Origin of the sequence: Marinomonas gallaica (genome assembly GCF_049821165.1) — a bacterium.
Lineage (GTDB): Bacteria > Pseudomonadota > Gammaproteobacteria > Pseudomonadales > Marinomonadaceae > Marinomonas > Marinomonas gallaica.
Genome location: NZ_CP187511.1, coordinates 129,402 through 141,653, shown reverse-complemented (window position 1 = coordinate 141,653; position 12,252 = coordinate 129,402). Strand labels below are relative to the sequence as shown.

The following is a 12,252-nucleotide window of genomic DNA, read 5'->3' as shown; positions in this document are numbered from 1 at the left end:
TTCTGTTTAGTGACTGGTTGAGTCTTTTTATGTCGGTGTATTTTCCTCAAAAACTTCTGCCCTATCTGCTGCTGATGCCGCAGTTAGTGGTGACGGCTATCTTCTTCTTATGGCCCGCAGGACAAGCGGTTGAGCAAGCGTTTTATCAAGAAGATGCCTTCGGTTTAAGCCGTGATTTTGTTGGCTTAGATAACTTTACTGAGTTGCTTACTAGCTCAGAGTATTTCGCATCACTCAAAACCACCATGGTGTTCAGCTTTTCGGTGGCTTTTTTAGGCCTTGCGGTGGCACTTTGGCTCGCAGTCATGGCGGATCGGGTGATTCGTGGCGCGATGGTGTACCAAACTTTGTTGATTTGGCCTTATGCCGTGGCCCCCGCATTGGCGGGTGTTTTGTGGTGGATTTTATTCGATCCAAGCATGGGGCCCATGGCCTTACTATTAGAATCCATCGGTATCGATTGGAACCACTTTGTGAATGGCGATCAGGCGATGATATTGGTGGTGATTTCTGCCACGTGGAAACAAATCAGTTACAACTTCTTATTTTTTCTCGCTGGTTTACAGGCCATTCCTCGGTCTTTGATTGAGGCCGCGGCGATCGATGGCGCAGGCCCGACCAAACGATTTTGGGACATTGTGTTTCCATTGTTATCGCCCACGACTTTCTTCTTATTGGTGGTTAATTTGGTGTATGCCTTTTTTGAAACGTTCGGTGTGATTGACGCCACCACGCAAGGAGGGCCTGGGCAAAGTACCACGACCATGGTCTACAAAGTCTTCAACGATGGGTTTGTTGGCCTGGATTTGGGCAGCTCTGCGGCACAATCTGTTGTGCTAATGGTCATTGTTGGGCTGATGACGGTGGTGCAGTTTCGCTATATTGAACGTAAGGTGCAGTACTAATGATTGAAAACCGTCCTTGGCTGACCGGTTTCAGTCATCTCGTTTTGATTCTAGGCGTGTTAGTGGTCGCATTGCCGGTCTGGGTGGCGATTGTCGCCTCTACTCATCCTGCCAACGCGTTTGGTGTTGGCCATATTCCGTTGTGGTTTGGAGATCAAGCGTTCGCTAATTGGCATCAGGTGTTGATTGGAAAAGAGGGACAGGCTTCGCAAGTGCTGCGTATGACCTTGAACTCATTGATCATGGCGCTTGGTATTACGTTTGGCAAAATTGCGATTTCGTTGTTGTCTGCCTACGCGATTGTATTCTTCCGCTTCCCATTTCGCGGCTTGGCGTTTTGGGTGATCTTTTTTACCTTGATGCTGCCTGTAGAAGTCCGCATTGTGCCGACCTATGAAGTCGTCGCCAATCTTAACTTACTGAATAGCTATACCGGTCTAACGCTGCCACTTATTGCCAGTGCCACCGCTACCTTTCTGTTTCGTCAGTGTTTTATGAGTATTCCCGGGGAATTAGTCGAAGCTGCGCGCATTGATGGCGCAGGCCCCATTCGTTTCTTCTTCGATATTTTATTGCCAATGTCGCGCACCAATATTGCGGCGCTGTTTGTGATTTTGTTTATTTATGGTTGGAACCAGTATTTGTGGCCGCTGATCGTGACCACGGATGATGCTTACTACACGTTGGTGATGAGCGTGAAGCGTATGCTGTCCGTGCCGGATGGCGATATTGAGTGGAATAAAGTCATGGTGTCGACGTTGCTGGCGATGATTCCACCAGTGCTGGTCGTTATTGGCATGCAGAAGTTATTTGTGAAAGGTTTGGTAGACGCGGAGAAGTAAAGTGTCAGATTTAGTACTTAGAAATATCGGTAAAACATACGCCAACGGCTACCAAGCCATCCCAAGCATCGATTTAACCATCGAAGAAGGGGAGTTTATTGTCTTAGTGGGTCCGTCTGGTTGCGGTAAATCAACCTTGTTACGCATGGTTGCAGGACTTGAAAGTATCAGCCAAGGCGATTTACTGATTAAAGGTGATCAGGTCAATCACAAAGAGCCTGCAGAGCGAGACATCGCAATGGTGTTCCAAAATTACGCTTTGTACCCACATATGTCGGTCTATGACAACATGGCCTATGGCTTAAAGAATCGTGGTGAGCCAAAATCAGAGATTGAAACCAAAGTGAATGCCGTCGCGCAGATGCTGGGGTTGGAAGAGCTACTCACGCGTAAACCTCGACAGCTGTCTGGTGGACAGCGTCAACGTGTGGCCATGGGACGCGCGATGGTACGTGACCCTAAGGTGTTTCTGTTCGATGAACCTTTGTCTAACTTAGATGCTAAATTGCGAGTGCAGATGCGCGTTGAAATTCGTGAGTTACAGCGTAAATTAGGGACGACGACTTTATATGTGACCCATGATCAAGTGGAGGCGATGACCCTCGCGGATCGATTGGTGGTGCTAAATAAAGGCCATGCAGAGCAAGTGGGTACTCCCATGGCGTTATACGAACGTCCAGCCTCGACATTTGTGGCGCAGTTTATTGGTTCACCGTCGATGAATCTTATCCCCAGTTCGATAGAAAATGGGGTTTTGCAGTTAGGTGTGGACAGTCAGCTAGCTTGTCCACAGTTTTCCACGGATAAAGTCATGTGGGGCATTCGTCCAGAGCATGTTGATATCGTACCCTTGCAGGACGCCGACTTGAGCCTACAGGTAAAAGCCGTAGAAGCGCTGGGCGCAGAAACATTGATTCATGGCTCGGTAAAAATCAGTGAAGATAAGCAATACCCATTTGTGGTGCGTTTGTCGGGTAATCACGCACCAGATATTGGGCAGCCCATTGGTTTAAGAGTGCCACAACAGGCGTGGCATGTATTTGATGCAGAAACAACGAAGAGGATTGAACCACTATGAAGTTGACCAAAGTGATGGGGCATCGTGGTGCGGCATTATTGGCGCCTGAAAATACCCTTGCCTCGATCCGAGCCGCGGCGGCGACGGGGGTAAAGTGGGTGGAGATTGATGTGTATCCCATTGCTCAAGGTGGCTTGATCATTTTTCACGATCATACTTTAGAGCGCTGTACGAATGGCTTTGGAAATACATTAGAAGCGAACTTGGAAACAATGTTGTCACTGGATGCCGGCTCGTGGTTTGGGGCTGAGCACGATGGTGAAAAAGTACCAACCCTTGAGCAAGCCATTGATTGCATCCAAGTACTCGGACTTGGCTTGAATCTGGAAATCAAATACGAAGACGCCGATGTGGAGCGGGTTGTACCGCCTATATTAGCAGTGCTGTCAGAACGTTGGCAGGATAACGACAAATTGATGATTTCAAGTTTTAACTATGAGGCTTTACAGATCTGTTATCGCGAAGATAAACAGCGACATCTTGGCTACTTAGTTGAAGACGTGCCGAGTGATTGGCTGCTTAAGCTGGCGGCTATTGAAGCCTTTAGTTTGAATTGCTATTACGCAGTACTCACTGAGCAACAGGCTCGTGCCGTGAAGTCCGCGGGCTATAAGTTGTTGTGCTATACAGCCAATGAGGCGCATCTTGTCGAGCGGCATTGGGACTGGGGAATGGACACGATCATCACCGATGATCCAAATCAGTTCATGCACTTGGAGTCGTAGTTTGAACCTAAATGAACGTCAGCAGCATATTTTAAATTGGGTACAGCAATGCGACTTGCTACCAGTAGAAGAAATGGTTGAACGCTTTGGTGTGTCTTCGCAAACCATTCGTAAAGACATTAATCAGTTGGCGGAAAAACATTTAGTGCGTCGTCAACATGGTGGTATTGCCCCCGTATCGACGGCAGAGAATCTGTCGTTTGCCAATCGTCAGTTTTTGAACAGCGATGCGAAGCAGTTGATCGCAGCGCAGGTAGCAGATGTTATCCCAAATGGTGCCTCGGTATTTTTGGGCGTGGGGACCACCGTCGAATTTGTCGCTAAAGCGTTGCTGAAACATCAAGACCTAAAAGTATTTACCAATAATCTTACGGTGGCGACTATCTTTGCGCTGACACCGCAAACGTCTGTTCATATGACCGCGGGAAGTATGCGTCATCGTCATTGTGACCTAGTTGGGTCAGACACCATTGAAAGTATGCGTAAGTATGTCTTTGACTATGGTATTTTGGGCTGTGGTGGGTTGCATGAGCGTTTTGGTGTGCTGGACTTTGATCCAGACGAAGCCAATTTAAGTCGAACGTTGATTGAACAAAGTCGCCATGTTTTATTGGTTGCGGACCAATACAAATGGGGGCGAAAAGCCAGTGCACGGGTGGCGGGTTTTGAACAAGTCGAAATGCTGTTTACGGATGATATTTCAGCCCCACGACAACAGCTACTTGAAGCACAAGGGGTGCGTTTAATATCAGCAAAGGAGGCTACAGGTGAGTAACAGCCCGCAGCCGTTAGAGTGGTTGGACGCCTCTGTATTGCGGCAGGTGCGATACCTTTTTACTGACTTTGATGACACGTTAACACTGCATGGCCGCTTACCTGCAGTGACGTTACAGGCACTATACGATCTTGAGGCGGCGGGCATACACGTGATTCCGGTTACCGGTGGTTGTGCCGGATGGTCAGATATGATGGTTCGAGTCTTGCCAATTGCGGGTGTCATCAGTGAAGGGGGTGGGGTGTTTTTACAGCCGAGTCAGCGTTCTGTGCAGTACCATTATTTCAACGATGAAGCCGCTATGCGCGCACAGCAGGCCGAATTGCTGGCGCTGATACAGCCTCGATTGAAACGATTTTCTGCCCTGTCATTGACGAAAGATCAGCAGTTTCGACTAACCGACGTAGCGATTGATTATGCGCAGGACATCGTTCCACCGGCGACTCAAGAAAAAGAGGCATTGCTAGCCGATTTGCTGACTCTTGGATTAAATGCAAAAGCCTCTTCGATTCACATTAATATTTGCCAAAAAGGGGTGGATAAATACGCGATGACTGAGCGTGTTTTAACCGAATTCTTTGGTGTTTCTAGGAAGGCGGCAAAAGAATGCGTGCTGTATGTTGGCGATGCGCCTAATGACGAAAGTATGTTTGCTCAGTTTCCGCTAAGCGTTGGGGTGGCTAATATCGCCCCCCATTTGGATACGTTGACCCATTTGCCTCGTTTTATTACCAATGGGGCTGGGGGCGCTGGGTTTGCGGAGTTGGCTGAAAAAGTGCTCACCAGCCGTCCATAAAAAAACGCTGCATCATGCAGCGCTTTTTATAGATCTAGAAACCTAGATTTGATTAGAACAAGTTCTCGATAGCGATGTTACTGGAGGGGGCTTGTTCAGACGATGAATTGTTCTGCGTATTGCTGCCTGCTTGTTCAGAGCGAGCGCTCATGCGTCGTTCGGGCACATGGTCTTTACGGAACATTTCAAACATGGCATTTGATTGCCCCGGTAATGCACGCTCGCCTGTATCCGGATCAATTCGCACGGTAACCAGTGATGAGGGCTTGTTGACGTAGCTGGCGGGGGTATCTGCTAACGCCGCGCGCATGTAGTTAATCCACGTTGGCAAAGACGCTGACCCACCCCATTCTCCACGGCCTAGTGGCGACATATCGTCAAATCCAGTCCAAACCGACGTGACAATGTCACCGTTGAACCCAGAGAACCAAGCATCACGTCCGTCATTGGTTGTACCTGTTTTACCGGCAATGTCACTACGTTCCAGTACACGAGCACGACGTCCAGTGCCATAACGAATCACGTCTCGCATAATGTCGTACATGATATAGGCAATGTCACTGTCGATGACTCGGGGGGCAACAGGGAGCTCGATCACACCGCTGTCCGTATCAAATAACCCTTTGTTGGGGGCATCAGGATTGTCGATATCATTTTCTAGCATTGTGCAGTCGCTACACACCGTCATTGGCTCAGCTTGGAAGACGATTTCACCTGCACGGTCTTCAATACGATCAATCAAGTAAGGCTGGACACGATAGCCACCATTTGAGAAGACAGCGTAGCCTGTCGCAATTTGCAAAGGTGACAAGTTTGCGCTGCCTAAAGATAATGATAAGTTGCGTGGTAGCTCATTGGGATCAAAGCCAAAGTGCTTAACGTATTCGAGCGTTGGGCGGATGCCCATTTCATCAAGTAAGCGAACCGATACGACGTTTTGAGAGCGGTATAAGGCTTGGCGCAAGCGTGTTGGGCCATAAAATTTACCGCCGTCATTGGTCGGGCGCCAAGCGCTGGCTAAGTTACTGTCATGGAATACTACAGGCGCATCATTGATCACCGAAGCGGCTGTGTAGCCGTTGGCTAACGCGCTGGCATAAATAAACGGTTTAAAGTTAGAGCCCGGTTGGCGCTTAGATTGCGTGATACGGTTAAACTTGTTGCTGAAGTAATCAAACCCACCCACTAAAGATTCAATCGCTCCATCTTTGCTGTCCAAAGAAATTAAGGCACTTTGTACGGCAGGGGATTGCGCTAGACGCCAAGTTGTATTGTCATCTGGACGCAGTTGAATGATGTCGCCAGCGACCAATACATCGTCAACTGTTTTAGGGTTTTTGCCATGGTAGTTTTCATTGATGTAGGGTGCGGCCCAGCTTATGCCATCAAAGGATAAGTCGGAGGTGCTGCCATCTTCTAGGCGAAGCTTCGCATTGGTATCTGTTGTTTCAAGCACAAGAGCAAGAGTCCAGCTCGGAATATTGCTGAAGTTTTTAAAGACGTCTTGCTGTTCTTCTAGTGTCGCGGAGACTAAATTGGTACGAGTGTCTAATGTGCCGCGGTAACCATGGCGCTCATCGTACGCCATCACACCATCGTAGACGGACTGATTGGCGTTGTTTTGACGTTCTGAATCGATGGTGGTGTAGACCACCAAACCTTCGGTGTAGAGTTTTTCTCCGTAGCTTTGGTACAGTTCATGACGCACCATTTCAGCCACGTAATTGGCTTCAATATCGGGTTGAATACCGTAGTTCTCAGCCGTCACCGGCGCTTCAACAGCATTTTGATAGGCCTCTTTCTCGATCATTCCCAGTGTTAGCATTCGCTGAAGAATCCAATTACGGCGGATCAAGGCTCGTGAAGAGTTTGCAACTGGATTATAGCGTGAAGGCGCTTTCGGTAAGCCTGCGATCATGGCGTATTGTGCTAACGTCAATTCGTCAAGATGCTTACCATAATAGACTTGGGCCGCCGCTTCGAAGCCGTATGCACGTTTACCCAAGTAGATTTTGTTCATATAAAGCTCAAGAATGTCATGCTTAGACAGTTCTTGTTCCAACTTCAATGAGATGAAAATCTCGGTAAACTTACGCATGAAGGTCTGTTCAAAAGACAAGAAGTAGTTTCGCGCTACTTGCATGGTGATGGTACTACCACCACTTTGAATCTCCCCCGTTGAAACCAATTGATATGCGGCGCGCAATAAGCCAACAATATCGACACCAGGATGATGATAGAAGTTGCTGTCTTCCGCGGCCAATACGGCATTCTCTAAATCATGCGGAATGTCTTCATAGCGGATTGGTGAACGGCGTTGTTCGCCAAATTCGCCAATGAGCTTTTCATCTCGCGTATAAATACGCAATGGGATCTGCAGCTCAATGTCTTTCATTTCCTCCTTGGTCGGAATGCTGTCTTTCACCTGTTGATAAACACCATAGGTAATGCCAACAGTTGCCAAGGCGCCAAGAAGGGCAAGGATAAAGAGTATTTTGAATGTTTTGGCCATGATCGGTCACTGGTTATTTTGTGTTCTGACGATTATACCTGACTTGTGTTGACCTTGGTGGCTTGTGGGGCTGAATTTTCATGTTATCTTGTTGTAAAGATATGGCGCTGATTGCATAAGTAAGTTCATAATCGCGTCATCATCAAAAGCTATGGATGGCTTTACTATTTTCATGGAGGGAACCATGCATTTTCTCGCGCGACCGTATTTATTGGTTTGGCGTCAAGACCACTGGCAATCATATTATTGCAAAGACTACTTTCACTGTAATACTCAGGCAAACCAAAGGGATGCATTGTCAGTTGGTAATGTATCTATTGATGATGCGTTAAAGCAGTTGGCTGAATTGTTACCCTCGCATGCCTCTAAGCCTGTGGCTGTGCTGTTGCCAGATCATTGGTTGGAGAGCGATCAATTTGAGCTGGATACAGAGTTACCCCAATCACTGTATCTGATGGCAGCTCATACTCAAGCGAGCAATGTCACTCGGCACGATGCTCAGCAGCATACGCTCAGTTATGTGGTGATTGCTAAAAGCGATCAATCGTTATCCATGTATGTCGCAGTGTTACTTAAAAAATACCATGAGATTTTTCAACAGCTTGGTATTAAAAAGGTATTCAGCGAGCGCGCTATTCAGGTGAGTAATGCTCACTCATGGCGGGTCCTTCGCTCTGTTATGAGACCGTTCTCATCCTACCAAAAAGATTATCTTGAGCGTCGTGCAGAACGAAATTCACGAATGGTACTGGTCGCATGTATTGCTTTGGTGGCGCTTTCAGGCATTTGGGGGAGCGTAGTGATTCGCAATTTAACACCAAAAGCTGTGGACACATTTAAGTGGCCTTGGCCAAGTGTGGGGCATCATCAAACCCATGTGGTGGATAGCTTAACTCAATTGCGTACTCTGCCTGTTAATGTTCGGCTAGACGACATGTTAGTCACTGAGGATAAGGTGCATGTGACGGTTACGGGAAATTCCAGTGATGTTCAAGTATGGCAAGAAAATTGGCCCGATAGATTACCGCCACTTGAAGTAACTATGAGTGAGGAAGTGCTATGAAACAAAACATCTTTCAGTCTTTTTCCTCGCCTAAGTATTTGAAATGGTGGCTGTTAGTTGAGTGTATCCTAGTGGCTTGGCTTATTAATGTGCTGTGGCAATACAAATTAGAACGCCAAGTGGCGATAGATCGTTATCAGCATCAAGAACAGCAGTGGCGCACTATTGCGCATTCTCTCAACATGTTACCGCAAGATTTTCCGGTGACACTGCTGAAACAAAATGACACCGTCATTGGTATGCACATGGTTGCGTCCATGTCATTACCTCAGTGGTCGACGGTGCTAGAAGCGATACAGCAGCGTTTTTGGTTAACGCCAGAAACGGTTATATGGCAGCGTCATAATGAGCAATGGCGAGCTGATATTCGCTGGCAGCTGCTTCGTCCAAGCACATTAAAACCCGAAATAAATATCTTACCTTTTGAGCAACGAGCCTATCGGCCCCATTCCGGGGAATTAATCAGTACTGTTCACGGTGCGAGTTCCGCGGCCTTGATTAAGGTGAATCAAAAAGAACTGTGGCTACACGAAGGGCATTGGTCACCAGAGCTCCAAGCCACACTTGCTCAGATCGATCAGGACTTCGTGATTTTGCAAAGCGCGCAAGGACTCACCCAGAAACTGTACATGACGGGATTAAACACACTGGAGCAATCACAAAAGGAATACTAAATGCAGTCACTCAAAACATGGATGGTTTTTGTGGGCTTTATTTTACGAGTATGACGGTTCAGGCTCTAGACGTGTTTGTCCGCCAACAGCCGCTACAACAAGTGTTACCTCAGCTTGCGGCTGAGTTAGGGACCAGTGTGGTAATTGACCCCAATATTGATGCGGATATTACGCTGTCTATCCGAGACGCCAATTGGCAGCAAATACTCAGCGCTGTGGCACAACAGCTAACACTGTCACTCAGTTGGCAAGACGAGATTGCGATTTTGACGCAGAGGCAAGAGGGGTCTTTAGCCTCAATGAAAAGTGAATCAAGTGACGAAGAATGTGCCGATCGCATTTGGCATTTGAAACACGCAAAAGCTGGTCTGGTAGGAGAGCATGTAAAGCAGTTCTTCACGGGAATAAGAGTCATTGTAGATGCCCGAACCAATGCCATTATGACCCATTACTGCGGCACCGAAGAGGTATTAGGCAGCGCTATTGTCTGGCTAGACAGCCCTATGAGACAGATTGAGATTGCGGCTGAAATCGCGCAAGTCAGTGATTCAGTACAAGAGCAGCTGGGTGTTAACTGGCAAGCACGATTAGTCGATCAAGTGGACAGTGGTTTGATCTCTAATGTGGACTTAGGAATTGCGTCGGCACCCATCAGCGTGGGGCTATCCGGCGTTAGTGGCAACCTAAACTTGTCGGCGACATTGGATTGGCTTGAACGTAATGGCTCCGCGAACATTATTGCGCGGCCGAAAATTGTGACCTCAGAAGGGCAGCCTGCACGCATAGAGTCAGGTACCGAAGTGCCTTACCAAGTCATGGATGATGAAAACTTAAGTGTGGAGTTTCGTCAGGCGGGGCTGGTGCTGGAGGTAACGCCAGAGGTAAAAGATGCGACCACATTGTTGTTAAACTTAAAGATACACCAAGATTCGGTTGGGGATATGGTGAACGGTGTCCCAAGCTTAGAAACCAATCGAGTTCAGACGCAAGTGGAAGTCAGCAGTGGCGAAACTCTAGTATTAGGAGGTATTTTTAGGGAAGAAAAGTTGGTAACGGTCAGCAAAGTTCCCGTGTTAGGGGACGTGCCATTATTGGGGGCGTTGTTCCGTCAGCGGACTGAACAGCAAGAAAAGAGGGAACTACTTGTATTTATTACGCCAAAACTGCTAAAAATGTCGGTAAACTAGGCAGTAGCCGAAATACAGTTAACTTCGAAGTACTAAAACATGATTAACGCCCCGACTATTATCTTAGTGGGTCCAATGGGAGCGGGTAAAACCACCATCGGACGCCTTCTGTCGCAACAGTTAGACAGAGAATTTTACGACTCTGATCGGGTAATTGAAGAGAATGCCGGTGCAGACATTCCTTGGATCTTTGAAAAAGAAGGTGAGGAAGGTTTTCGCCGTCGTGAAACTCAAACCCTACAAACCATGCTAGAAGCGGACCAAACGCCCGTTGTCTTAGCAACGGGTGGCGGTATCGTCATGAAAGACGAAAACCGCGATATGCTGAAACATCAACCCTTAGTCGTGTACCTTTTTGCTTCGGTGACGCAGCAATTACAGCGTACCTCTAAAAGTAATCATCGCCCATTATTAAAACAGGGGAACCCTAAAGATACGCTGACGCGTCTATTTACGGTGCGAGACCCTTTGTATCGAGAAGTGGCTTCTGTCATTGTTGAAACCGATTCTCGTCATCCTAAAACCGTTGCTAATAAAGTAATGGACGCGATTAAAAAGCATTTAGCTGCGGAGGCTTAAATCATGCGCACACTTACCGTTGATCTTGGAGATCGCTCTTACCCGATATACATAGGCGCGGGTATCCGCCAGCAGAAGCAACTGTTTAGTGATGCCATTGCTGGTAAGCAAGTCATGGTTGTGACCAATACCACTGTGGCAGAACTTTACTTAGCCGATGTAATAGCAGTATTGGGTGATGACTACCAAGTGGATACGTGCATTCTGCCTGACGGCGAACAGTATAAAACACTGGAAACGTACGAACGCATTATGTCTTCGTTGTTAGAAGCGAAACATAACCGCACGACAACAATCATCGCATTGGGTGGTGGAGTGGTAGGTGACATGGCCGGTTTTGCGGCGGCGACGTATCAGCGTGGCGTGCCATTTATCCAAGTGCCGACGACCTTATTATCACAAGTCGATTCTTCGGTAGGCGGCAAAACTGGTGTCAATCATCCGCTTGGCAAGAATATGATTGGCGCTTTTTATCAGCCGCAAGCGGTGATCATTGATACGGAAACGCTGAAAACATTGCCAGAGCGTGAGTTATCAGCGGGCATGGCCGAGGTCATCAAATACGGTTTGATCTGTGATGCCCCATTCTTTGCATGGCTTGAAGAGAATGTTGACGACTTAATGACACTAGATGGTGAGAAAATCACTCACGCTATTTATGAGTCTTGCTACGCTAAAGCTCGAGTAGTAGCGCAAGATGAAAAAGAAGGTGGCATTCGTGCTATCTTGAATTTGGGCCACACATTTGGCCACGCGATTGAAACAGAAATGGGCTATGGTCAATGGCTACACGGAGAGGCGGTCGGTGCGGGTACGGTATTAGCGGTCGACCTTTCTTGGCGAATGGGCAATCTGACTGAACAAGATGTTGAGCGCAGTGTCCATTTATTGGCCAAAGCGAAATTGCCAGTGTTGCCGCCTAAAGGCATGACACGGGAAGCGTTTATTGCACGTATGTTACTAGATAAGAAAGTATTGGATGGGAGCTTGCGTCTAGTACTGTTACAGTCATTGGGTGAAGCCTACGTTACATCAGCCTTTTCCATGGATGATTTCAACGGCTGTTTAGACGATGCTATTGAAGCGGCAAGTGCCCAATAAATAACCCTAAGACTT

At 47.5% G+C, this 12,252-nt stretch carries 12 protein-coding genes; 11 read left to right on the top strand and 1 reads right to left on the bottom strand.

Annotated features, from left to right (window positions below; translation table 11 throughout):
* Nucleotides 1–29 precede the first annotated feature (29 nt).
* Genes ugpA through ACPUEK_RS00630 form a run of 6 tightly spaced genes read left to right on the top strand, consistent with a single transcriptional unit; the run spans nt 30 to nt 5,121 of the window.
* Nucleotides 30–905 carry a sn-glycerol-3-phosphate ABC transporter permease UgpA gene (ugpA, locus tag ACPUEK_RS00655; protein WP_067030016.1) on the top strand — a complete coding sequence of 292 codons (876 nt, stop codon included), beginning with the start codon at nt 30–32 and terminating at the stop codon, nt 903–905.
* Nucleotides 905–1,747 carry a sn-glycerol-3-phosphate ABC transporter permease UgpE gene (gene ugpE / locus ACPUEK_RS00650; protein ID WP_067030018.1) on the top strand — a complete coding sequence of 281 codons (843 nt, stop codon included), beginning with the start codon at nt 905–907 and terminating at the stop codon, nt 1,745–1,747. The genes ugpA and ugpE overlap by 1 nt, the downstream gene beginning before the upstream one ends.
* A 1-nt stretch (nt 1,748) precedes the next feature.
* Nucleotides 1,749–2,825 carry a sn-glycerol-3-phosphate import ATP-binding protein UgpC gene (locus tag ACPUEK_RS00645; RefSeq protein ID WP_067030021.1) on the top strand — a complete coding sequence of 359 codons (1,077 nt, stop codon included), beginning with the start codon at nt 1,749–1,751 and terminating at the stop codon, nt 2,823–2,825.
* Nucleotides 2,822–3,550 carry a glycerophosphoryl diester phosphodiesterase gene (locus tag ACPUEK_RS00640; RefSeq protein WP_425641916.1) on the top strand — a complete coding sequence of 243 codons (729 nt, stop codon included), beginning with the start codon at nt 2,822–2,824 and terminating at the stop codon, nt 3,548–3,550. The genes ACPUEK_RS00645 and ACPUEK_RS00640 overlap by 4 nt, the downstream gene beginning before the upstream one ends.
* A gap of 1 nt (nt 3,551) precedes the next feature.
* Nucleotides 3,552–4,325: a DeoR/GlpR family DNA-binding transcription regulator gene (locus tag ACPUEK_RS00635; protein ID WP_067215459.1), complete on the top strand. Its 774-nt coding sequence runs from the start codon at nt 3,552–3,554 to the stop codon at nt 4,323–4,325.
* Nucleotides 4,318–5,121, top strand: a complete 804-nt coding sequence (locus tag ACPUEK_RS00630) for an HAD-IIB family hydrolase (protein WP_425641915.1) — start codon at nt 4,318–4,320, stop codon at nt 5,119–5,121. The genes ACPUEK_RS00635 and ACPUEK_RS00630 overlap by 8 nt, the downstream gene beginning before the upstream one ends.
* A 52-nt stretch (nt 5,122–5,173) precedes the next feature.
* Here the strand turns inward: ACPUEK_RS00630 and ACPUEK_RS00625 are convergent, their stop codons facing one another.
* Nucleotides 5,174–7,633 (bottom strand): penicillin-binding protein 1A, encoded by a 2,460-nt coding sequence (locus ACPUEK_RS00625; protein ID WP_425641914.1) that lies wholly within the window; start codon nt 7,631–7,633, stop codon nt 5,174–5,176.
* Nucleotides 7,634–7,817: 184 nt separating this feature from the next.
* On the opposite strand from ACPUEK_RS00625, the gene ACPUEK_RS00620 reads away from it, so the two are divergent.
* Genes ACPUEK_RS00620 through aroB form a run of 5 tightly spaced genes read left to right on the top strand, consistent with a single transcriptional unit; the run spans nt 7,818 to nt 12,237 of the window.
* Entirely contained in the window at nt 7,818–8,696 is an 879-nt protein-coding gene (locus ACPUEK_RS00620) for a hypothetical protein (RefSeq protein ID WP_067030047.1), read from the top strand.
* On the top strand, nt 8,693–9,370 hold the full coding sequence (locus ACPUEK_RS00615) for a hypothetical protein (protein ID WP_425641913.1): 678 nt from the start codon (nt 8,693–8,695) through the stop codon (nt 9,368–9,370). The genes ACPUEK_RS00620 and ACPUEK_RS00615 overlap by 4 nt, the downstream gene beginning before the upstream one ends.
* Before the next feature lie 17 nt (nt 9,371–9,387).
* Nucleotides 9,388–10,557, top strand: a complete 1,170-nt coding sequence (locus tag ACPUEK_RS00610; RefSeq protein WP_425641912.1) for a type II and III secretion system protein — start codon at nt 9,388–9,390, stop codon at nt 10,555–10,557.
* 39 nt (nt 10,558–10,596) lie between these two features.
* Nucleotides 10,597–11,136 (top strand): shikimate kinase, encoded by a 540-nt coding sequence (locus ACPUEK_RS00605; RefSeq protein WP_067030056.1) that lies wholly within the window; start codon nt 10,597–10,599, stop codon nt 11,134–11,136.
* Between the two features lie 3 nt (nt 11,137–11,139).
* A complete protein-coding gene (gene aroB / locus ACPUEK_RS00600; protein ID WP_425641911.1) occupies nt 11,140–12,237 on the top strand; it encodes a 3-dehydroquinate synthase in 1,098 nt (365 codons plus the stop codon).
* Nucleotides 12,238–12,252: the final 15 nt, after the last annotated feature.